The sequence below is a fragment of the Flavobacterium longum genome (assembly GCF_965137575.1).
In the GTDB taxonomy this organism is placed as follows: domain Bacteria; phylum Bacteroidota; class Bacteroidia; order Flavobacteriales; family Flavobacteriaceae; genus Flavobacterium; species Flavobacterium longum.
In genome coordinates this window covers 144,382-166,767 of sequence record NZ_CBCRZJ010000001.1, presented here as the reverse complement: position 1 = coordinate 166,767, position 22,386 = coordinate 144,382, and the positions used below count along the sequence as shown (strand labels likewise).

General features: G+C 51.0%; 17 protein-coding genes. 9 read left to right on the top strand and 8 right to left on the bottom strand.

The features are described from left to right. Positions 1–99: 99 nt before the first annotated feature. From ACM9J1_RS00765 to ACM9J1_RS00740, 6 genes are all read right to left on the bottom strand, one after another. Complete coding sequence (locus ACM9J1_RS00765) at positions 100–1,098, bottom strand: tyrosine-type recombinase/integrase (protein ID WP_415579924.1); 999 nt, start codon at positions 1,096–1,098, stop codon at positions 100–102. A 92-nt stretch (positions 1,099–1,190) separates the two neighbouring features. Continuing rightward, complete coding sequence (locus ACM9J1_RS00760; RefSeq protein WP_415579923.1) at positions 1,191–1,376, bottom strand: YgaP family membrane protein; 186 nt, start codon at positions 1,374–1,376, stop codon at positions 1,191–1,193. Positions 1,377–1,378: 2 nt separating this feature from the next. Next, positions 1,379–1,690 (bottom strand): hypothetical protein, encoded by a 312-nt coding sequence (locus tag ACM9J1_RS00755; protein ID WP_415579922.1) that lies wholly within the window; start codon positions 1,688–1,690, stop codon positions 1,379–1,381. Further along, on the bottom strand, positions 1,687–4,893 hold the full coding sequence (locus ACM9J1_RS00750; protein WP_415579921.1) for an efflux RND transporter permease subunit: 3,207 nt from the start codon (positions 4,891–4,893) through the stop codon (positions 1,687–1,689). Before ACM9J1_RS00750 ends, ACM9J1_RS00755 begins: the two co-directional genes overlap by 4 nt. An 11-nt stretch (positions 4,894–4,904) precedes the next feature. After that, complete coding sequence (locus ACM9J1_RS00745) at positions 4,905–5,987, bottom strand: efflux RND transporter periplasmic adaptor subunit (protein ID WP_415579920.1); 1,083 nt, start codon at positions 5,985–5,987, stop codon at positions 4,905–4,907. A gap of 2 nt (positions 5,988–5,989) precedes the next feature. Continuing rightward, a complete protein-coding gene (locus ACM9J1_RS00740; RefSeq protein WP_415579919.1) occupies positions 5,990–7,303 on the bottom strand; it encodes a TolC family protein in 1,314 nt (437 codons plus the stop codon). A 393-nt stretch (positions 7,304–7,696) separates the two neighbouring features. On the opposite strand from ACM9J1_RS00740, the gene purL reads away from it, so the two are divergent. From purL to ACM9J1_RS00715, 5 genes are all read left to right on the top strand, one after another. Continuing rightward, positions 7,697–11,392: a phosphoribosylformylglycinamidine synthase gene (gene purL / locus ACM9J1_RS00735; RefSeq protein WP_415579918.1), complete on the top strand. Its 3,696-nt coding sequence runs from the start codon at positions 7,697–7,699 to the stop codon at positions 11,390–11,392. Between the two features lie 17 nt (positions 11,393–11,409). Beyond that, positions 11,410–11,670, top strand: coding sequence for a hypothetical protein (locus tag ACM9J1_RS00730; RefSeq protein ID WP_415579917.1), 261 nt, complete (start codon positions 11,410–11,412; stop codon positions 11,668–11,670). A 99-nt stretch (positions 11,671–11,769) separates the two neighbouring features. Further along, the gene (locus ACM9J1_RS00725; RefSeq protein WP_415579916.1) at positions 11,770–12,261 is read left to right on the top strand and encodes a hypothetical protein; all 492 of its coding nucleotides are present in this window, start codon (positions 11,770–11,772) and stop codon (positions 12,259–12,261) included. After that, complete coding sequence (locus tag ACM9J1_RS00720; RefSeq protein WP_415579914.1) at positions 12,258–13,538, top strand: erythromycin esterase family protein; 1,281 nt, start codon at positions 12,258–12,260, stop codon at positions 13,536–13,538. Before ACM9J1_RS00725 ends, ACM9J1_RS00720 begins: the two co-directional genes overlap by 4 nt. Before the next feature lie 23 nt (positions 13,539–13,561). Then, positions 13,562–14,326: a DUF3667 domain-containing protein gene (locus tag ACM9J1_RS00715; protein ID WP_415579913.1), complete on the top strand. Its 765-nt coding sequence runs from the start codon at positions 13,562–13,564 to the stop codon at positions 14,324–14,326. Here the strand turns inward: ACM9J1_RS00715 and ACM9J1_RS00710 are convergent, their stop codons facing one another. After that, on the bottom strand, positions 14,327–14,920 hold the full coding sequence (locus ACM9J1_RS00710) for a dual specificity protein phosphatase family protein (protein WP_415579912.1): 594 nt from the start codon (positions 14,918–14,920) through the stop codon (positions 14,327–14,329). Then, positions 14,917–16,857 carry an LTA synthase family protein gene (locus tag ACM9J1_RS00705; protein ID WP_415579911.1) on the bottom strand — a complete coding sequence of 647 codons (1,941 nt, stop codon included), beginning with the start codon at positions 16,855–16,857 and terminating at the stop codon, positions 14,917–14,919. The genes ACM9J1_RS00710 and ACM9J1_RS00705 overlap by 4 nt, the downstream gene beginning before the upstream one ends. A 166-nt stretch (positions 16,858–17,023) precedes the next feature. Between ACM9J1_RS00705 and ACM9J1_RS00700 the strand changes: the two genes are divergently transcribed. The 4 genes from ACM9J1_RS00700 to ACM9J1_RS00685 all read left to right on the top strand — a co-directional run bounded on the left by ACM9J1_RS00700 (position 17,024) and on the right by ACM9J1_RS00685 (position 22,288). Then, complete coding sequence (locus ACM9J1_RS00700; RefSeq protein ID WP_415579909.1) at positions 17,024–18,796, top strand: AMP-dependent synthetase/ligase; 1,773 nt, start codon at positions 17,024–17,026, stop codon at positions 18,794–18,796. A 135-nt stretch (positions 18,797–18,931) separates the two neighbouring features. Next, positions 18,932–19,324, top strand: coding sequence for a hypothetical protein (locus tag ACM9J1_RS00695; RefSeq protein ID WP_415579907.1), 393 nt, complete (start codon positions 18,932–18,934; stop codon positions 19,322–19,324). A 112-nt stretch (positions 19,325–19,436) separates the two neighbouring features. Further along, positions 19,437–19,877, top strand: a complete 441-nt coding sequence (locus tag ACM9J1_RS00690; RefSeq protein ID WP_415579905.1) for a MarR family winged helix-turn-helix transcriptional regulator — start codon at positions 19,437–19,439, stop codon at positions 19,875–19,877. A 71-nt stretch (positions 19,878–19,948) separates the two neighbouring features. After that, a complete protein-coding gene (locus tag ACM9J1_RS00685) occupies positions 19,949–22,288 on the top strand; it encodes a 3-hydroxyacyl-CoA dehydrogenase/enoyl-CoA hydratase family protein (RefSeq protein ID WP_415580443.1) in 2,340 nt (779 codons plus the stop codon). Positions 22,289–22,386: the final 98 nt, after the last annotated feature.

The window sequence follows — 22,386 nt, the reverse complement described above, 5'->3', positions numbered from 1 at the left end:
ATATTTTACTTTGCGGCGGTAAGTTAAAAAAAAATATAATTTTAACAGTATTGACACCCGTCATTTTATTGATTCTTAGTCAAATACTTTTCAACACCACTACATTTCAATGAGCGAAACAGAAGTATCTGGAGTTTCACTTGTTTTCAAACTATTCATATAATACGGGCACAACCCGGGTTTGAATAGCGTCTCACGTAAGCCGAAAAGGGTGTCCAGCGGACTATAGCCCACGCCTTGGCTGGTACGTGCAATATGGAGGTAAATAAGCGTTGTCTCAATCTTGACATGGCCTAAGAGGTTCTTGATGCTGACGATGTCCAGGCCGTCTTCCAGCAGGTGTGTCGCAAAAGTGTGGCGAAGCGTGTGCGGACTGACGTGTTTTTCGATGCCCGCAAGTGTCGCCACCCGCCGGACCGCCCAATGGATGCTGCGCTTGGAGTAACCTTTCTCGAAATTAGCCTTGAAATTATGGTCGAAACCATAAAAGAGAAATGTCGACCTGGGCGTGCTTTTCAACAACTGTTTCAACGGGGCGATATGCAACGTACTCATGGGTACGTAACGGTCTTTCCTGCATTTTCCGCCACGCACATGGATCATTTTTCTGTCGAAATCCAAGTCGCTGCGTTTGAGGTTTCTCGCCTCGAAAGACCGCAAGCCACAACCATACAATAAAAGAATCAGCACCTTGTACCGAATGTTGTGCGATGCATCCAGCAACCGCTTGACTTCTTCCTTGCTCAATACCGTTGGAAGCTTGCCCGATTTCGGTATGCTCGGCATGCAGACATAACGGTCTCGCAATCCGAAAATCCGGTAGGCAAACCGCAGGCTATAGACCGTGTGTTTAAAATACGCCTCCGACGGCATCGGGTATTTTTGCTTGACAAAATAGAGATAGCTGTCAACATCTTCAATCGAAATTTCAGTCGGGACTTTCCCGAAATGCAGCGCCATCTGGGCCAGTTGTCGGCCATAGGCTTGGTGTGCGCTTTCACTTCGTCCGGCAATGGATAATTTCTGGGTAATCAGGTCGTGGAACCGGGCGAAACCTTGTACGGAATCACGTGCCCGATCGATAACGTTGTGGCTCATGGTATATCGGATTATTGATTTGCAATATGCTTACATCAAATCCAAACAATTTGTCCCGGACACTCGGACGACCGCAAATAGGTTTCCCGAAGTCAGTCCTTCACCCCAAATTTCCTCAGGATATCTTCCATTAAACACCATTTCGTAAAGGACGATTGCAATAGGTTCGCGCCAACGAATGCGGTAAACCACAGCCAGTTCTGGTTGACATAAATGGCCAACAGCACACTAATCAAGATAAAAGTTCCGGCAATCGCGCGGATGATTCGGTTCAACATGGTCAGGGATTTAGATTTGAATTTTCGATGTTCAGGACCGCCACATGGATGTGCGACTGCCCGCTGTCTCGGTTAAATGCCGACGCCAGCCGGACCACGGCGTCCGCATGTTCCGGTTGCGTGAATGCGTAGTACAATACGGATTCGGTTTCGTTGACCTCCGAGGCGAACCAATTGTCTGCATACGTCTGCGCCGACGTATCGCTGTAGCCTGTCACTTCCCGGAAGGAAAAGTTCCTGACCGCAGCCCGGTCAAGTATTTTTTTGATGTCTTCGCCAAATGCGATGATGGCTGTGATGATAAGGAGTTTCATGATGCGTTGTTTTTGTTTTCCCACTTCTTTCTTTCCGAAACGTAATAGATGATCGGCACGACGAGCAGCGTCAATACAGTCGATACGATCGAGCCAAACACCAGCGAAATGGCCAGTCCTTGGAAAATCGGGTCGAACAGGATGATGGACGCGCCAATGACCACAGCGCCGGTCGTGAGCAAGATCGGTGTGGTACGTACGGCACCGGCCTCGATGATGGCCTGTTTGATCGGGATGCCGTCATTCAGCCTGATTTCGATGAAGTCGATGAGCAACACCGAGTTGCGCACCATGACGCCCGCCAGCGCAATCATTCCGATGAATGACGTCGCAGTGAAGAAGGCGCCCAACAGCCAATGCCCGAGCACAATCCCGATGAGCGACAGCGGAATGGCGATCATCATCACCATCGGCGTCTTGAAATTCTGGAACCAGCCCACGATGAGCATGTAGATGATGACGATCACGACCAGGAACGCCACGCCCAAATCGCGGAACACTTCTAAGGTAATCTGCCATTCGCCATCCCATTTCACGGTGAAATCGCTTTCGTCCGACGGTTGGTCCATGTACAATTCATTGACCTTGTAGCCTTTCGGAAGCTTGAGTTTTGCGAGTTTTTCATCCATGCCCAGAATCGCATACACCGGGCTTTCCAGCGCACCGGCCATATCGGCCAGCACATACACGACGCGTTTCTGGTCTTTGCGGTAAATTGATTTCTGCAACGAATCTTTCTTGACCGTCACCAGGTCCGACGCCGGTACCATTTGCCCGCGGCTGCCCTTGATCTTCAGGGAGAGCACATCGTCCAAATCGGTCTTGTCTTTGTCATCAAGCGACAAAACGATGCCCACATTGTCTGCGGCGCGCGCGTCGTAGAGGTTAGACACTGGATATTCCTTGAGCAGATACGTGAGGTTGCCCACGACCTGCTGTGGCGCAATGCCGTTAAGCATGGCTTTTTCGCGATCCACTTCCAGTTTGTACTCCGTTTGTTGGTCTTCGACCATCCAGTCCGTATCCACCACATCGGGCGTGGTTTCCAGGATGTGTTTCACCTGACGCGCCACGGCAATCTGTTGGTCGTAATCCGGGCCATAGACTTCGGCAACGAGCGTTGACAACACCGGCGGTCCGGGCGGCACTTCCACCACTTTCACATTCGCGCCGTAGCGTCTGGCGATTTTCTGGATTTCCGGACGCATCATCTTGGCGATGTCATGGCTTTGCGGAATGCGGTCTTCCTTGTGCAGCAAATTCACCTGGATATCGGCCATATTGCTGCCGCCGCGCATGTCGTAATGGCGCACCAGTCCGTTAAAAGTGATCGGCGCCGACGTCCCGATGTAGTTCTGGTAATTCACCACTTCCGGCCTTGTCGACAGATATTGCGCGATTTCCTTGGTGACCGCCGCCGTTCGCTCCAGCGTAGTGCCTTCGGGCATGTCAACCACAACCTGGATTTCGTTCTTGTTGTCAAACGGAAGCATTTTCACGGCCACGGTCTTGGTAAAGAACGTCAGCACAGACCCGATGAGCAACAACACCGTTACGCCTACCAGCGTCCGACGCTTGAAGCTGCTTTCCAGCAACGGCCGCTCGAACTTGTTATACATTTTATATATCCAACCGGTTTCCAATCCACGCGATTCTTTCTCCTGTCTACTTTCTTTCTCCTGCAGGAAGCGGAAACCCAGATAAGGCGTTACGGTAAGTGCCACGAATAATGACAGGATCATGGCGATGGATGCGCCGATCGGCATCGGGCTCATGTACGGCCCCATCATCCCCGACACGAATGCCATCGGCAGAATGGCCGCAATCACGGTGAACGTCGCAAGGATCGTGGGGTTTCCGACTTCGTTGATGGCGTAAATCGCGGCTTGTTTGAACGGCAAACGCTTCATCTTGAAATGGCGGTGCATGTTCTCGGCGATGATGATGCTGTCGTCCACGACGATGCCCACCACGAACACCAGGGCAAAAAGGGTAATCCTGTTGAGCGTGTAGCCCAACAAATAATAGGCAAAAAGGGTCAGGGCGAAAGTCAACGGCACCGAGAAGAACACAACAAGCCCGCCGCGCCAGCCCATGGCCAGCATGACCAGAAGCGTGACGGCGATGATGGCGATGCCCAAATGCAGCAACAACTCGCCTACTTTATCCGATGCGGTTTCGCCATAGTTTCTCGATACTTCAACATGCACGTCATCCGGGATCAGGGTTTTCTTTAAATGATCGATGCGCCCGAGGATTTTCTCGGAGATTTTCATCGCGTCGGCGCCTTTAACCTTGCCGATTGAAATGGTGACGGCCGGATATTCCGACGGATTCTTCGCAAACGCCGCATGGGATTTTCCGTACCCGAACGAGACGTAACTGCCGGCGGTGGCCGGGCCATCGGTCACGGTAGCGACTTGCCTGAGGTATACCGGCAGGTTGGCATTGGCGCCCACGACGAGGTTTTCCACATCTTCCGCCGAGGTCAGGAATTGGCCCGTCGTCAGCAAATATTCCTTGTCGTTATTCACTATGGCGCCCGACTGCGAACTGCCGTTGTTGGCCTGGATCATTTGCATGACGCCCAACGGGTCTATGCCGTTCTCGGCCATTTTGTCCTTGTCGAGGATCGCTTTGAGCTGTCTGGTACGGCCTCCGATTTCGCGGGTAATGGCCACGTCTTTTACTTTCTCTATTTCCGAGGTGACTTCTTCGGCCAATTGCCTGAGTTGGTAATCGTCCATCTTGTCGCTCCACAGCGTCAGGCCGAGCATCGGGACATCATCGATGGTACGGGTTTTCACCATCGGCTTGTACACGCCTTGCGGGAACAAATCTTCGTGTTTGGCCAGTTCGTCGTACAATTTCACATACGAGCGTTCCACATCCTGCCCCACGTAGAATTGTACAATCAGCATCGCCTTGCCGTTCATGGCCATGGCATGCACATGTTCGACGCCTTTGATGTTTGAAATGATTTTCTCGAGTGGTTTCACCACGCGGCTTTCCACTTCGGCAGGGCTCGCGCCCGGATAGCCCACCATGATGTCGGCCATCGGCACATTGATTTGCGGTTCTTCCTCGCGCGGGATCAGAAACGAACTATAAACGCCAATGATCATCAGCGCCACCATCAATAAAACGGTGAGTTTCGAATGGATGAACAAGCCCGCTATTTTTCCTGAAATGCCTTCTTTCATGATACGGGATGTTATTGGATACTGATTTTAGCACCGTTGTACAACTTGCCTTCGGCCGACGCGATATACGGTTCGCCCGCTGAAAGTCCGGAGAGGATTTCTACCTGGTCGCCGAACATTTTTCCGGTGCGGACCCAACGCAGGATCGCTGTATTGCCGTGGCCTACGGTGTAAATCCCAGTGAGTTGTCCTTGTTTCACCAACACGCCTTCAGGCACCAGCACTTTCTCTCCAGCAACCGTTTCCTTGGCAGACGACACCGCAAATTGCACATTCACGAACATGCCCGCCAACACCTGTGCGTCGGGTTTATCGAGATTGATTTTCACCAGGTATTGCCCACCCGTATTCTTGGCCGATGCGCTCACTTCGGAAACGTTCCCGCCAAGGGTCCGGCCGCTTGATTTCACCAGCACTTTTACCAGCATACCCATTTTAATCGCGTTGATGTTATGCTCCGCAACCATGGCCGTCACCTGCAACCGGGACGCGCCTTCGACACTCACGATCGGCGTGCCCGGTGTGGCCATGTCGCCTTCCTTGAGGAATGTGCCGGTTACGGTGCCCGAAAACGGTGCGGTGAGGTTTGCATAACTGAATTGCGCCTGCACTTCGTTGCGCATCTGGCGTGCGCTTTCCAGTGCAGCTTTTGCCATTTCGAAACGCGCGGTCATGTCGTCGAGTTCTTTCTGCGACGCGCTCTGTTGGGCAAACAACGCCACGAAACGGTCATGATCTTTCTTGGCGCTGTTATACGCGGCGGTCGCCTGCTGGATGCCAGCGTCCACTTGCGCCTTCTTGGCCTGCAGGTCGGTGTTGTTGATGCTCACCAGCAGTTGTCCTGCCGAGACTTTCTGCCCAGTCTTTACGTGAATTTTGGTGATGTAGCCCATCATGCGGGTCGAGACATTGGCGCTGTTCTCGGCTTCGATCTTGCCGCTGGCCGTGACGAAACTTCCGGTAGCCGAATGGCTTTCGCCGCCGAGTTTCACCGAAATAACAGGGCTGTTGTCTTTGGTTTCGGTTTCGCTTTTGCCACACGAAAACGATGTCATCAAAGCGGCAACGGTAAAAAGAATATATATTTTTCTCATGATCATTGGGTTAAAAAATGAAGATAGGCGGCCGTGGAATTATATTCGAAAATGGCCTGTGACAATTCGAGCTCTTTTTGTGATTGTTGGGTTTCGGCCTGCAACAGGTCGGTGGTTTTTTCAAGCCCTTGCCCGAAACGGTTGCTCCTGATGCGGTACGCCTCTTTTGATTGGTCCAGCGCCAGCCGGGCGAGATTTACATTATTGGCCGCATCGGTGAGTTGCCGGTTGGTCTTGTTGAGTTCCAATTGGCTTTGTGCCTTGTATTGGTCGCGCTCGATTTCCGACTTTTGATAGTCGGCCTTGGCGCGTTGCATTTTCCCGACCGAACCAAACCCGTCGAACAACGCCCAGGACAATTGCGCCCCAATGGTGTAACCGCTGGCCGACGTACCGAAGAGGTTTCGGTCGTACAACTCATACGTCCCGAACGCATTGAGCCTGGGCAGAAATTTCATATTGGCCGATTGGTACATTTTCCTGTACGCCGCTACGGTTTGGTCGATCGCCTGCAAATCGGCGCGGCCGTCGGGCAAAGTCACCACCACAGTAGTTCCGCCGTTCTCGGCTTCCAACTTATCGACCGGTTTATAAACCTTGCCAGCATTGTCCTGATTGAGCAGGAAAGCCAGATAATCTGACGCGTTTTGCACGTTGCTCAAGGCGTATTGCTTTTGGTTGTTGACTTCGTTCATGCGGAGTTGCATAGACAGCAGGTCGGTCTTCTGCAAGATGCCTTGTTTGTAATAATTCTCGACGAGTTTCAGGTTGGCGTTTGTCGTGGCTGCCGCTTTCTCGATCACCGCAACGGCCTTATAAGCCAATTGCAATTGCATGTATGCCTTTGCCAATTCCAACTCAAGGTAGGCTTTGGTACGCTCGGCCTGGAATCCATACGCCTGCATTTTGGCTTTCGCTGCCTGCCTACCGTAAAAACCGTCCATATTGATCAATGGTTGTTGCACTTCTACGCGGGTCGCGAAATTCTGTGTCCGGTCCGGATCGTTCAACAGCGCCGGGTTAAAATCGGACGCGGTCAGAACTTCTTGGTTCAATTTTGACCCGAACGCCATCAGCGGATTGGTCGTAGCCATTGCCGTTGCCGAAGCCGAAATGGACGGCAGGAAAATCGCATTGCTCTGGCGGTAGTCTGCGCGCGCGGCATTGATGTCGGCGTTGGCGATCTTGAGTTGCAGGTTGGCATCGGCCGCTTTCTGCAACAATTCATTACGCGAAATCGGGATGGTGTCCTGGCCAAAGACCGTTGCGGGCAGTGCCATCGCGATCAGGAAGATTTTTTGAAGTTTGTGTCTCATACGATTAACTAATGATGGGCAAAATTAAAGCGGCGAAACACGCTGGTCTGTAACAATTGTTACACAAAGAAAAATGCCCTATAGGGCGGGCATTTTGAGGCAGGTTCAGGATTGTGGCTGCTGGTCGTCGTCTGGCTTCTTCGGGCCTTCCAACTTGTAGACCAGCCATCCGAAACCCACGACCAGATGCAATAAAACGATGCCGAAAAAAATATAGTTCATCACCAACAAAGCTTAAAACTACTGTAAAATTAACGCGTCGTTCCTTGACCGTCGGTGACCGATGTCACACAGGATCGGAAATGTTGAAATCATTTCAAAAACTATTTTGTGGCGCGTTGCAAAAGCCGTTTTTAAAGCCTAAATTTGCGCAACAACACAACTTACAGTACAATGATTCATTTCTTCGGGAACGAAAGCCATACCGTATTTGCCGTACAGATGCAAAACGGGCTTTCGGACGACACCGTTTCAAAACTCAATTGGCTTTTTGGCGACACACAAAAGATAGAGAAATCCGCACTGCCGGATTTTTTTGTTGGCCCACGCGCCGCGATGGTTACGCCTTGGAGCACCAACGCCGTAGAAATTACCCAGAACATGGGCATCCACGGCATTATCCGGATTGAGGAATTCCACAAAGTCGATGAAAATTTCAATGATTTCGACCCGATGTTATTCCAGAAATACCAAGGCTTGGATCAAGATATTTACACCATCAACATCAAGCCAGAACCGGTATTGGAAATTGATGACATCGCCGCCTACAATGAAAAAGAAGGTTTGGCGCTCAGTGCCGACGAAGTGCAATACTTGAATGATTTGTCTAAAAAAATCGGACGCAAACTCACCGATTCTGAAGTATTCGGGTTTTCGCAGGTCAATTCCGAACACTGCCGCCACAAAATCTTCAACGGCACGTTTGTCATCGACGGAAAAGAAATGCCTTCTTCCCTATTCAAGCTTATCAAGAAGACTTCGGCCGAAAACCCTGGCGATATCATATCGGCTTATAAAGACAACGTCGCATTCATCAAAGGCCCGCGCGTGCAACAATTCGCCCCGAAAAGTGCACACCAGCCTGATTTTTACGATACCAAAGAATTTGACTCGGTGATTTCATTGAAGGCCGAAACCCATAATTTCCCGACTACGGTTGAACCGTTCAACGGCGCGGCCACAGGTTCGGGAGGGGAAATCCGCGACAGGCTGGCCGGCGGACAAGGTTCGCTGCCTCTGGCGGGAACGGCCGTTTACATGACGGCGTATTCGCGGCTAGAACCGGGGCGCGATTGGGAAAAAGGCATGCCCGAACGCAAATGGTTATACCAAACACCGCTGGACATCTTGATCAAAGCCTCGAACGGTGCTTCTGATTTCGGGAACAAATTCGGCCAACCACTCATTACCGGATCGTTGCTGACCTTTGAACACGAAGAACAAAACCGCAAACTCGGTTACGACAAAGTGATCATGCTGGCCGGCGGCATCGGGTACGGAAAAGCCGATCAAGCCATCAAGCAACACCCAAAGACCGGCGATAAGATTGTGATTCTGGGCGGCGAGAATTACCGCATCGGCATGGGCGGCGCGGCGGTTTCGTCGGCAGATACGGGCGCTTTCTCCTCGGGCATCGAACTCAACGCCATCCAACGTTCGAACCCCGAAATGCAGAAACGTGCGGCCAACGCCATTCGCGGCTTGGTGGAATCAGATCACAACCCGATCGTGTCCATCCATGATCACGGCGCAGGCGGGCATTTGAATTGTTTGTCAGAACTTGTCGAGGAAACCGGCGGTACCATTGATCTCGATCAACTTCCGGTGGGCGACCCGACGCTTTCGGCAAAGGAAATCATCGGGAACGAATCGCAGGAACGCATGGGCTTGGTCATCGGAGAAAACGACCTCGACATCCTGAAGCAGATTGCCGAGCGTGAACGTTCGCCGATGTACACCGTAGGCGACGTTACCGGCAGCGGACGATTTACATTCGCCTCGAAAACCATAGGTGAAAAGCCGATGGATCTGGAATTGGCCGATATGTTCGGCAGTTCGCCCAAGACCATCATGGCCGACAAGACCATTGAAAGGAACTACCAGAACATTGATTACCATACGTCCATCGATACCGACGAAAACGGATTTACCGTATTCCCGGCGCTGGAAAAAGTGCTGCAACTGGAAGCCGTGGCCTGTAAAGATTGGCTGACCAATAAGGTTGACCGTTGTGTAGGCGGCCGCGTGGCCAAACAGCAATGCGTCGGGCCGTTGCAATTGCCGCTCAATAACGTGGGCGTGATGGCGCTGGATTTCGTCGGGAAAGAAGGCATCGCGACATCCATCGGGCACGCGCCGGTGGCCGCATTGATTGATCCGGTCGCTGGTAGCCGCAATGCCATCGCCGAAGCGCTTACCAACATCATTTGGGCGCCGGTCAAAAATGGCTTGTCGGGCGTGTCATTGTCGGCAAACTGGATGTGGCCGTGCAAGAACGAAGGCGAAGACGCGCGCTTGTACCAGGCCGTGCAAGGCTGTTCGGATTTTGCGATTGCACTCGGGATTAACATCCCAACGGGCAAGGATTCGCTTTCCATGAAACAGAAATATCCGGACGGCGACGTGATTGCGCCGGGAACGGTCATCATTTCGGCGGCGGCCCATTGTACCGACATCAATAAAGTGGTAGAACCGGTGCTGAAAAAAGACGGTGGCTCCATCTACTACATCAACTTCTCACAAGACAAACACAAACTGGGCGGTTCGTCCTTCGCGCAGGTGTACAACAAAGTCGGCAGCGACGCGCCAACCATTCAGGACGCGGCATTCGTCAAGAAAGCCTTCAATGCCGTACAACAACTCATCTTAGACGGGCAAATCCTGGCCGGACACGACATCGGCAGCGGCGGACTAATCACGACCTTACTGGAAATGTGTTTCGCCGATACGTATCTGGGCGCCGACCTCGATTTGGACGCCTTGTTCGAAAACCAAGGCATCGCCGAAGTGTTGTTCGCCGAAAATGCGGGTATCGTGTTCCAGGCGAAAGACGATACGGCCGTTGAATTTGCCCTCGCCCAACAAAACATAGAATATTTCAAAATCGGCACGGTGTCGAAAAAAGCGGTGCTCACCATCGGCGGTTCCTACTGGCGGCTGGATGTGGCGGCACTCCGCGACGTTTGGTTCAAGACTTCTTACCTGCTCGACCGCAAACAATCTGGCGAGAAAAATGCCCGTCAACGCTTCGACAACTACAAAAACCAACCGCTTAAATATACATTCCCGGCGCATTTCGACGGAAAGAAACCCGCCATCGATACCGGCAAGCCGCGCCCAAAAGCCGCCATCATCCGGGAAAAAGGATCGAACTCGGAACGCGAAATGGCCAATGCGATGTATCTGGCAGGCTTCGATGTGAAAGATGTCCACATGACAGATTTGATTTCAGGTCGTGAAACACTCGAAGACATCCAATTCATTGGTGCCGTCGGCGGGTTCTCGAATTCGGATGTACTGGGTTCCGCGAAAGGCTGGGCCGGCGCATTCTTGTACAACGAAAAAGCGAAAACGGCGCTGGAAAACTTTATCAAGCGTGAAGACACTTTGTCTGTGGGTATCTGCAACGGCTGCCAATTGTTCATGGAACTGGAACTCATCAACCCCGAGCACGAGGTTCACGGCAAGATGAAACACAATACGTCGCACAAGCACGAAAGCGGATTTACATTGGTGAAAGTGCAGGAGAACAATTCCGTGATGCTCTCATCATTGGCCGGAACGACGTTGGGCGTCTGGATTTCGCACGGTGAAGGCCGATTCGATTTGCCCTATTCCGAAGACCGTTACCACGTCGTGGCCAAGTACGCCTACGAAGGTTATCCGGCCAATCCGAACGGTTCGCATTTCGACATCGCCATGATGTGCGACAAGACCGGGCGCCATTTGGTGACGATGCCGCATATTGAGCGCTCGACCTTCCAATGGAACTGGGCGCATTACCCGGACGGACGGAAAGACGAAGTCTCGCCGTGGCTGGAAGCGTTCGTGAATGCGCGGAAATGGTTGGAAGCAATTAATAGTCAGTAATTATCAGTGAATGTCTAATGCTTGAAAATGAACTGCGCAGGTTGACTGACGCCGAACTACTGCGGAAGCGGAAGGCGATCAAAAACGGCAAGCTGGTGAATGCCGTGATTGTTGGCTTTACCGTCGGTATTTTTGTGTACAGCGCGGCCAACAACGGCTTTGGATTATTCACCTTTTTTCCATTGGCTATCGGCTATTTGTTGGTCCGGAATTCCAAACACGAAAAAACCCTCGAGGCCGAAATCGAAAAGGAACTCAAATCCCGGAACATTCCCTGACACGGGCGCCAATTTTTAAAAACTCTGTTTATAACTAATAGATTCTACCCGGCAAGCGGTTTTCGATTGTTGCTAATTTTAGCGCTAAACACCGATGCCATGACACCGAAAATCCAAAACCGACAGAAAAATTCCAACCGCGTGCGTCACGTAAAATTCCTTTTCGTTTTGTGTTTGTTTACATCGATTGGCCTAGCGCAAGTAAGCCGCATCGAAGCCAAAGACGGCGTGCATTACATCACCACGAACATCAATTATCCTATTACGGGCACGTACTATTTCAAGGGCGAAGAACCAACCGTGGAACTCAACGGCGGCGGCAACGGCTTTTACCAGTTGCACGAACAACCCAAACGCGCGATGGTTTGGGGCATCGAATGTGACGAAGCCGGTACGCCGATTTTCAAGAAAGGGTTTGACAATGCGGCCTACACGCTTTGGTTCCAATACACGTCTGCGTCAGATTTGGACGACGCGGAAGGATTGGTCTGGAAACCCGTCAGTTTCACCATCCATTTCAATTCGCAGAAAATGTTCATCCAGGGCGAACGTTCCAAAACCTACGGCGGCGAGGCCGAGCGCAAGCCGTGAGGAAACTGCTTTTTTTACTGTTTGTTTTTTCGATTGGTTCGGCGCAGCAGCAAGAAATCGTGTCTTGGATCGATGGGCATGCCGTCGTGATAGAAGACGCGAATCCCGATTCGGAGTTGACCCTGTTCAGCCAAAACGCGCCGGACGGTTTCAAGAACGCGCGCATCTTCGGTTTCGGCGAAGCATCGCACCACGGCAAGGAATTCTTCGACCTCAAGGCTAAATTCTTCAAATACCTCGTACTATATCACGGCGTGAAGGTTTTTATCATGGAAGAAAGCTACCAAGCCGAACGCGGTGTCAATGCCTTCATCACGGGCGGCGCAGGCGATGCGCAATCCGTACTGGAAAACTTCGGGCAAGGCATTTGGCGCTGCAAAGAAGTGTCGGCGCTGTTGCAATGGATGCGCGACTACAATGCGGGAAAGCCCGTCGAAAAGCAAATCCGTTTTTACGGTATGGAAAACCAGTTCGGACAAGACATCGCCGCACGACTGGAACAATACTTAAAGGTTAATCAAATGGAAGTCGATGGAAAACTGCTGGCCATCGTCGCGGAATGTTCTGCCACAGCACTCGGAACCAAAGTGCCCAAAGGCTGGTCGAAAGACAAGTTGCTGGCCATCGACCAAGTGTCTGCCATTATCCGGGAAGACGTAGTCAAACGCAAGGCGTCGGGCAATCCGGAATACAAGGACATGCAGCGCGGTTTGCGTTACCTTTCGCAATTCATCGCGTACCTGGAAACACCTTACGGCGGCGTGCGCGATCAAAACATGTATGAAAACGTCGTCGACATCCTAGAAAAGGAAACGTCCGGCGAAAAGGCTTTCATCTGGGCGCACAACGAACACATCATCAATGACGACTACAGCCGCGGCGCAAAAAGCACCGGATCCTACCTGAAAGACAAATACCGCGACGCCTATTACAGCGTGGGTTTCGATTTCGGGAAAGGCGAACTCAAAGGCTACCTCTTCGAAAACGGGAAAGTCAAGGCCGCAACCTACCGCACGATGGACGCGCCCTATGAAAATACGTTCGCGGCGACGATGATGGCCGCGACACCCGATATTTATTTCCTGGACATGGCCGGGGCCAAAAATGCACCGGGCAACTTCTTCGGCAAGAAAAACAGGCAGTTGTTTTTGGGCGGCCCGGGTTTCGACCCTGAGAAATTGTGGTTCCTTTCCCGACGTTACACCAAGGCGTATGACGGGCTGATTTTCGTGGACACCATTTCGCCGATGACGTACTGGCCCAAACCCAAACTTTAGTATTTTAGCGAAAACGAATTTCAGTGGAACACAACTGCCTGAATTGCAACGCGACTGTAAACGGGAAATTCTGCGCCAACTGCGGCCAGAAGACTGATACGCACCGCATCACGATCAAACACTTCCTTTTACACGATTTGTTGCATGGCATGTGGCACATGGACCGCGGCATTCTGTTCACCGTAAAGGAAACTTTGGTCCGTCCGGGGCGCGCGGCGCTGGATTACATCGGCGGGAAACGCATCAGGTATTACAACATTTTCTATTTGTGTTTGCTGGTCATCGGGTTGCACATTGTGTTGGTGCATGTGTACGACTATATCCATCCGGAGCGGTTGTCCTACAATGAAAACAACGTCGAGGTGACCGACTTTTTCACCCGATACATGAAGGTGTTGCTTTTGGGCATCGTCCCGATTGTCGCCATCGATGCGTGGCTGATGTTCCCGAAAATGAAACTCAACCTCGCCGAGCATTTCATCCTGAGCGGCATCAACCTGCTGGGCATGTTGCTGGTCGGGTTGTTCTTCGTTTTCTTCAACTTCCTGAACGAATTGGGCAGCAAAGTATCGTTATTTATAGGCTGGATGGAAGTCCTTTCATTTTTTGCGCTGTTCATTTATCCGGCCTGGACGTATGGCAATGCTGCCATCAAATACCACACTTTCCTGGGCACGATGTGGCGCCTGGCGTTATTCCTGCTGGTGATTTTCGTGGAAATGATGTTGTTGCTGATGGGTATTTTCTACCTCGTCACCAAAGACACGGCGGTAAGTTTCAGCTTGTAATTATTCAGCGGACGTCTTCCCGAGGGCTACCGAATCTTTCCGCGACACGTAAGACTTCAGGAATTCGCCCTTCGGCGTGCCGTCGTCAAAAGAACTGAAGATGACCGGGAAAGCCGCCTTGCCGCGCGCATCTTCGTTGCTGAAGCCTTCTTTTTCGATGCGGTAAATGGCTGAATACATCTGTGCCCTACCGATGCCGTGGTAACAATGGATCAAGATCGGGTAATTGTCCGGGTTGTCGATGACTTTGTAGAATTTGTCCAGGTTGTGTTTTTTCGGGACTTGCTCAGACGGGATGTTGTAGTAGTTCAATCCCGGAATTTGAGACGTCGCTTCTTTCTCGGCGTTGATCTCGGTCCAGCTTTCAGGATTGTTGATCTTATCCTGCGTGACCGGACCGCGCAGATCTACGATGGACTTGATCTTGTATTTTTCGACATAATCCTCGATCTTCTCCGGCGGAATCACGCCCGATTTGTAGACTTTCCCTTCGGTGATCGTCATGAAACGGTAATTGAAATACACGTCATAAATCTTGTAGGCGCCGGCCGCAACGGCAATGATGGCAACGGCGATGATGATTTTCTTTTTCATTGTTGTGGGTTTAGTTTTTTGTCGATGATGCGTTCCATGTAATCCTGTAAAAACGCCTTCATCCTGAGTTCCAGGCTATCCATTTCAGCATTTCGTTGCCCAATCAAGTTCTTGGTCATGCCCTTGTCATCCTTGTCGTAAAATCCGGTGACTTTATTGCCATCGAATGTACAAATATAGTGACCGCCCATGAATTGATACATATTGGCCGAATACCGCATCACGAAAGGCTTCACGTCTTTTTCCCCAATCAAACTCCTGCCCCAGCTCCGGAAAGGCTTCTCGTACCCGATCATGTCGAGCAACGTCGGATAAATGTCGATCTGCTGCGCCCAATCGTCGTTTACGCCGATGTATCTTCCGGAAGGCGAATAGAATAAGATGGGCACCGTATTCTTGTTGAAGATCTTCTTGTATTCGTCGTAGAAAATCGTGTTGCCGTGGTCGGCCACCAAAACGAAAATCGTGTTGTTGAACCAAGGCTGCTTTTTGGCTTCATCGAAGAAACGGCGCAAGGCATAATCGGTGTAGCCAATCGGCTGGTGGATGTTGACGTCGCCCTTCGGGAACTTATCCTTATACTTTTCGGGCACTTTGTACGGCTCGTGCGACGACACCGAGAACAGCGTTGCGAAGAACGGCTGCTTTTCCTTACTTAGATTCCGGTTGAAATACTGGAAGAACGGTTCGTCCCAAATGCCCCAGACGCCGTCAAAATCCGCGTCGTTGTTGTATTCGGTCTTGCCGTAATAATGGTCGTAGCCCAGAATATTCCCGAAGCCCAGGAAACCCATTGAACCGTTCGGGGCGCCGTGGTAGAACGACGTCGTATAACCTTCGCCCTTGAGCACCGACACCAGCGACTGAATGTCCTGTTTGGCGTATGGCGTCGAAGTGAACGCGTCCTTGAATGACGGAATCCCGGCGATGACCGACGACATGCCATGGATGGATTTGTACCCGTTGGCGTAGGCATTGGTAAAAATCAAACTGTGCTGCGCCAGCGAATCCACGAACGGTGAATATCCTTTGTAACCCGGAATGTTCTTGTTCTTATTGAAACTCGAGATGTATTCCCTGCCATAGCTCTCCAAGATGAAGATGACGATGTTCGGCTTGGTAGGCGAATTGTTGCTATACTGTTTGATGGGTTTCACCTCTCGCGCAATGACTTCCGGCGTAACGTAATTCAATTTCTTGATGCTGCGCATGTTGATCGTGCGGATGATGGCAAACGGCGTGTTGAGCACGACATCGGCCTGCGAAATGTGATTGACGAAACGGTTGGCATCCACCAGATTGATCGGGCGCGTACTTTTCTTGAAATCGCCGCGGATGCCGCCGACAGCCATCACGACGATGACGACGAATGCAAACACGGAAGTCGTCCAGTATTTGACGTGGTTGGTGACTTTCTCGACTTTCAGCGAACGCTTTTTGTAGAGGTAAACCCACAAATACGCAAGTCCGAAGAACAACAAGAACACATGCCAATACCCGACGATGAAATTGCCCAACAACAACCATTTGTTCTCTTCATGGGCGATGGACTCCGAAGCCGCAATCGTGGAACGCCCGAAGTTGAAACGGTAGTAGATGAAATCGATGAAATTGGTCGCGTACGCCAAGAGGTTCGTGACGAAATACAGCCAGAGCAAAAATGTCTGGAAACCTTTTCGCGTGTTTATGTACAGCGGCAACAAAGACAAAATGATGAACAGCGAATTGATGTATAAAATCGCCGTCGTGTCAAACGCCAGCCCATGCCAAGCCAATTTGAGGAATTCAAATAATGAATTCACTTCGATCAAATCCCTGTTGTACAGATAAAACAGCGCGCGCGCCAAGAAATAGAACACATACGCCAAACCGATGCGCACGAACAGCAGCTTGTATTCTTGCAATCTCGGGATTTTCTTCAGTCTCTGGATCGGCATAATGGGCGTTGTGCGGCAAATTTAAGGATAAAGTCGGTTGGTTTATACACGTTTAACTTTTGGCGCAACGGAAAAGCCGCACTGGCGCGCTCGGGTCTGGCACCAATTATCGACTATCAATTGTCAATTACCAATTAAAATGCTATTTTGCGGGAAAATTGTCCCGATGGCCATCACCAGATTATTCGATTTTGCTTATCACCAATTGGAACACTACCCGAAGCCCGATGCGCTTGTCACGAAGTACGCCGGGGAATGGATTCCGACTTCGACCCAGCAATACGTCGCGCGCGCCAATGCCATTTCGCGGGCGCTGTTGCGGATGGGCGTGAAGAAAAATGACAAGATTGCCGTGATTTCATCGAACAACCGCACCGAATGGCACATCATGGACGTCGGGATTTTGCAAACCGGCGCACAGAACGTACCCATTTACCCAACGATTTCCGAAGAAGACTACGAGTACATCTTGAACCATTCCGGCGCCATTTATTGTTTTGTTTCCGATGCCGACTTGCTCAGGAAGATAAGTTCCATCCGCAACAAACTCCCGAACTTAATAGAGATTTACAGTTTCAATGACATCGAAGGCTGCAAGAATTGGCGGGAACTGGTGGAATTGGGCCAGGACGAAAGCAACCAAGCCGAGGTCGAAGCGCGTAAAAACGACGTCAGGCCCGAAGAATTGGCCACGATCATCTACACCTCGGGTACGACCGGACGGCCAAAAGGCGTCATGCTCTCGCACCACAACATCGTCTCGAACGTATTGGGCAGCGAAAAGAAAATCCCATTCAACGCGGGGAAAACGCGCGCCTTGAGTTTCCTCCCGATTTGCCACATCTTCGAGCGCATGGTCGCGTACCTGTACCAATATTACGGTGTATCGATTTACTTCGCCGAATCCATCGAGAAAATATCCGAAAACGTCAAGGAAGCCAAACCCAACGTCATGACCGTAGTGCCACGGCTGTTGGAGAAAGTGTATGAAAGTATTTACGCCAAAGGTTCGGCGCTTACGGGCATCAAGAAAAAACTGTTTTTTTGGGCGATTGACCTCGGTTTCCGATACAAACCCAACGAAAATAACGGGCTTTGGTTTGACCTGCAACTCGGCATCGCACGCAAACTTATTTTCAGCAAATGGAAAGAAGGTCTGGGCGGGCATCTTGACCTGCTGGTATCGGGCAGCGCCGCTTTACAGCCCAGATTGACACGCATTTTCGCGGCCGCCGGAATCCCGGTTGTGGAAGGCTACGGGCTTACCGAAACCTCGCCGGTCATCGCCGTGAACGATATGCGCAACAACGGTTTCAGGTTGGGGACGGTCGGCAAGGTCATCGATGAAGTTGAAGTAAAAATTGCCCCGGACGGCGAAATCCTGTGCAAAGGACCGAACGTCATGATGGGCTATTACAAAGACCCGGAGAAAACGGCCGAAGCCATACAGGACGGCTATTTCCATACGGGCGATATCGGCGAATTTGACACAGACGGTTTCCTGAAGATCACCGATCGCAAAAAGGAAATGTTCAAGACTTCCGGCGGCAAATACATTGCCCCGCAATTGCTCGAAAACGCCATGAAACAATCACGGTTCATCGAGCAGATCATGGTGATCGGCGATGGCGAGAAAATGCCTGCCGCGCTCATCCAGCCCAATTTCCAGTTCTGCCGCGAATGGGCGAAGTTGCATGACGTCAACCTTGGCGAAAGCAATGCGGACATCGCATCGAACCCGAAAATAATCGAACGCATCGAAGCCGAAATTGACCAGCTAAACGAGAAATTCGGCAACTGGGAAAAGATCAAGCGCTTCGAATTGACGCCCGAAGTCTGGTCTGTAGATTCCGGCCACCTGACCCCGACGATGAAACTCAAGCGCAAAATCGTCCGCGAAAAATACGACGACCTATACCGAAAAATTTATGGCCAGTAATCCTCCAATCCGGGGGATTTTTTTTGCAATTAATTGTTTATAAATATGTTAGCAACCGATTTAACAACTGTTTAATGCAGCGTGTCGTTTTGCTAATTTTATATCGATAACCAATTAAAAACGAAAACTATGAACATGAAGAACTTCGTATTGGCCGGTATCGCCGGCGGCATTACCGACTTTTTATTGGGTTGGGTATTGTACGGAATCGTTTTCTATGACTTCTTCGGCGGCGGCGAGCCCAACATGGCCATGATTACCGGAGGCTGTTTCAGCTTCGGTTTCCTGATGTCGTACATCCTCGTTGGTCTGGCGGGCATTACCAGTTTCGCCAAAGGCGCGCGTGCGGGCGTCGGGATTGGTATCCTTACAGGCCTGATGAGCAACTTCTTCATGCGAGGCATGGAAGCCGAGCCGAACTGGCAACAATTCGGGGTCGATCTTATCATTTGTGTCATCATCGGCGCGCTTGTTGGCGGCGTGGTTGGCGCGGTAAACGGCAAGCTTTCCAAGACATCCGAAGCATAATTTAGTACTTTCCCTAGAACGAACTCCCTGAAATATGGGAGTTTTTCATTTTTTTACAATTTATTATGCATGCATAGTATTTTTTATTATATTTGAACTTTCCGGACAAACCATGAAAGACAAAACCATCGATTATGCCCTGCGCGCTACCTGGCAGGCGGTTTCGCGGATGTATAACGAAGAAGCGTCGAAATACGGCGCCACGATGGCCACGGGCTTCGCTTTGTTGAGCATTGACCGAGACGAAGGAACGCCATCGACCATGCTCGGGCCGAAAATGGGCATGGAAGCCACCAGCTTGACGCGCACGTTGAAATCCATGGAAGACAAAGGATTGATAGCGCGTCGGCCCAACCCGAACGACGGACGCGGCGTACTGATTTACCTGACCGACTTCGGGAAAGAGAAACGGGATTTATCGCGCGAAACCGTCCTGAAATTCAACGACATCATCAAGGCCAACCTCTCAGAGGAAAAAATCCGGCATTTTATGGAAGTCACAGAAACCATCAGCGAACTCATCTCAGAAAAGAAAATATTTCCAGAGAAATAAACGAACAAAAAACATTGACCGTGAACAATAAAAGAATCATCAAGAAAGTGGCCGTCATCGGATCCGGAATCATGGGTTCGGGCATTGCGTGCCATTTCGCCAACGTCGGTGTGGAAGTTTTGCTGCTCGACATCCTGCCACGTGAGTTGACAGAAGCCGAACAGAAAAAAGGACTGACTTTAGAACACAAAGCCGTCCGAAACCGCATCGCCAATGACCATTTGGCCAACGCGCTCAAATCAAAGCCCTCGCCTATTTACCACCAGAAATTCGCCAGCCGCATCACGACCGGAAACACCACCGACGACATGGCAAAAATCAACAGCGTGGATTGGATCATCGAAGTCGTCGTGGAAAGGCTCGACATCAAACAACAGGTTTTTGCCCAGATCGAGCAATTCCGGAAACCGGGCACGCTGGTTACCTCCAACACATCGGGCATTCCGATCCATTTCATGAGCGATGGCCGCAGCGAAGATTTCCAACAGCATTTCTGCGGCACGCATTTCTTCAACCCGGCGCGTTACCTCAAGTTATTTGAAATCATCCCAGGCCCGAAAACATCACCGGAAGTGTTGGATTTCCTGACCCATTACGGCGAGAAATACCTCGGCAAAACGTCCGTCGTTGCCAAGGATACGCCTGCATTCATCGGCAACCGGATCGGGGTTTACGGCATCCAGGCGTTGTTCCATCTCGTAAAGGAAATGGGGTTGACGGTGGAAGAAGTCGACAAACTCACCGGCCCGGTAATTGGCCGCCCAAAATCGGCTACGTTCCGTACGGTTGACGTTGTTGGCCTTGACACGCTGGTTCATGTCGCCAACGGTTTGTACGAAAACGTGCCGCAGGACGAAATGCGCGAACTGTTCAAATTGCCGGACTACATCGGGCAAATGACCGAAAACAAATGGCTCGGCTCTAAAACCGGTTCCGGCTTCTACAAGAAAGAAGGAAAGGAAATCCTGACGCTCGACCTTGACACGATGCAATATCGTCCGGGCAAGAAAGCGTCTTTCGCAACGCTTGAACTCACCAAAACCATAGACAAACCCATAGACCGCTTCAAGGTTTTGATCACGGGCAAGGACAAAGCCGGCGAATTCTACCGCCGCAACCTCGCGGGCATGTTTGCTTACGTATCGAACCGAATCCCAGAAATCTCCGACGAACTCTACAAGATCGACGATGCCATGAAAGCGGGCTTCGGCTGGGAAAACGGGCCATTCGAAATATGGGATGCCGTGGGCGTTGCAAAAGGCATCGAACTCATCAAGTCCGAAAACCTCAGTTATGCGTCTTGGATAGACGACATGATCGCGTCGGGAAACAACTTTTATTCGGTAAAGGACGGCGCAACATACTTCTATGACATCGCGTCGAAATCGGCCGTGAAAAAACCCGGACAGGACGCATTCGTCATACTCGACAACATCCGCGAGAGCAAGAAAATCTGGAGCAATTCAGACGCGGTCATCCAGCATTTGGGCGACGGCATCCTGAACCTCGAATTCCGCTCAAAGATGAACACCATCGGCGGCGGCGTTTTGCAAGGCATCAACAAAGCCATCGACCTGGCCGAAAAAGAATACAACGGATTGGTCATTGGCAACCAGGGTGCGAACTTTTCCGTGGGTGCCAACATCGGGATGATTTTCATGATGGCCGTGGAGCAAGAATACGATGAACTCAACATGGCCATCAAACTCTTCCAGGACACGATGATGCGCTGCCGGTATTCGGCGGTTCCGGTCGTCGTGGCGCCACACGGCATGACACTTGGCGGCGGTTGCGAAATGAGTTTGCACGCCGATAAAATAGTTGCTGCGGCGGAAACATATATCGGGCTGGTCGAATTCGGCGTTGGCGTCATTCCGGGCGGCGGCGGTTCCAAGGAAATGGCTTTGCGGGCGGCCGATCAATTCCATAAAAACGATGTTGAATTAAATGTCCTGCAGGAATATTTCCTTACCGTGGCGATGGCGAAAGTATCGACTTCAGCTCATGAAGCCTACGATTTGGGCATTTTGCAACAAAAAGATGTCATCGTCGTGAACCGCGACAGGCAAATCGCGGAAGCCAAGAAACACGCCTTGATTATGGCCGAAGCCGGTTACACGCAACCTGTGCGGCGGAAAGACGTGAAAGTGCTCGGAAAACAAGCGCTCGGCATGTTCCTCGTTGGAACAGACTCGATGGAAGCCGGAAAATTCATTTCCGACCACGACAAGAAAATCGCAAACAAATTGGCCTACGTCATGGCCGGCGGCGATCTTTCCGAACCAACATTGGTCACCGAACAATACCTTTTGGATATCGAGCGCGAAGCCTTTTTATCGCTTTGCACCGAAAGGAAAACGCTGGAACGCATCCAGTTTATGTTGACCAAAGGAAAACCGTTGAGAAATTAGAGAGAAGAAAGAAGAAAGAGTAGAAATTTAGCCTTGCAGCGAAGCGGTCTTTCCTCTTTCAGCGCGGCTCCCAGCGAAGCGGTCTTTCTTCCAAAATA

Excerpts from the sequence above, each read along its gene's own strand:
- ACM9J1_RS00765 (WP_415579924.1), bottom strand. The coding sequence starts at position 1,098 with ATGAGCCACAACGTTATCGATCGGGCACGTGATTCCGTACAAGGTTTC.
- ACM9J1_RS00760 (WP_415579923.1), bottom strand. The coding sequence starts at position 1,376 with ATGTTGAACCGAATCATCCGCGCGATTGCCGGAACTTTTATCTTGATT.
- ACM9J1_RS00755 (WP_415579922.1), bottom strand. The coding sequence starts at position 1,690 with ATGAAACTCCTTATCATCACAGCCATCATCGCATTTGGCGAAGACATC.
- ACM9J1_RS00750 (WP_415579921.1), bottom strand. The coding sequence starts at position 4,893 with ATGAAAGAAGGCATTTCAGGAAAAATAGCGGGCTTGTTCATCCATTCG.
- ACM9J1_RS00745 (WP_415579920.1), bottom strand. The coding sequence starts at position 5,987 with ATGAGAAAAATATATATTCTTTTTACCGTTGCCGCTTTGATGACATCG.
- ACM9J1_RS00740 (WP_415579919.1), bottom strand. The coding sequence starts at position 7,303 with ATGAGACACAAACTTCAAAAAATCTTCCTGATCGCGATGGCACTGCCC.
- purL (WP_415579918.1), top strand. The coding sequence starts at position 7,697 with ATGATTCATTTCTTCGGGAACGAAAGCCATACCGTATTTGCCGTACAG.
- ACM9J1_RS00730 (WP_415579917.1), top strand. The coding sequence starts at position 11,410 with ATGCTTGAAAATGAACTGCGCAGGTTGACTGACGCCGAACTACTGCGG.
- ACM9J1_RS00725 (WP_415579916.1), top strand. The coding sequence starts at position 11,770 with ATGACACCGAAAATCCAAAACCGACAGAAAAATTCCAACCGCGTGCGT.
- ACM9J1_RS00710 (WP_415579912.1), bottom strand. The coding sequence starts at position 14,920 with ATGAAAAAGAAAATCATCATCGCCGTTGCCATCATTGCCGTTGCGGCC.
- ACM9J1_RS00705 (WP_415579911.1), bottom strand. The coding sequence starts at position 16,857 with ATGCCGATCCAGAGACTGAAGAAAATCCCGAGATTGCAAGAATACAAG.
- ACM9J1_RS00700 (WP_415579909.1), top strand. The coding sequence starts at position 17,024 with ATGGCCATCACCAGATTATTCGATTTTGCTTATCACCAATTGGAACAC.
- ACM9J1_RS00695 (WP_415579907.1), top strand. The coding sequence starts at position 18,932 with ATGAAGAACTTCGTATTGGCCGGTATCGCCGGCGGCATTACCGACTTT.
- ACM9J1_RS00690 (WP_415579905.1), top strand. The coding sequence starts at position 19,437 with ATGAAAGACAAAACCATCGATTATGCCCTGCGCGCTACCTGGCAGGCG.
- ACM9J1_RS00685 (WP_415580443.1), top strand. The coding sequence starts at position 19,949 with ATGGGTTCGGGCATTGCGTGCCATTTCGCCAACGTCGGTGTGGAAGTT.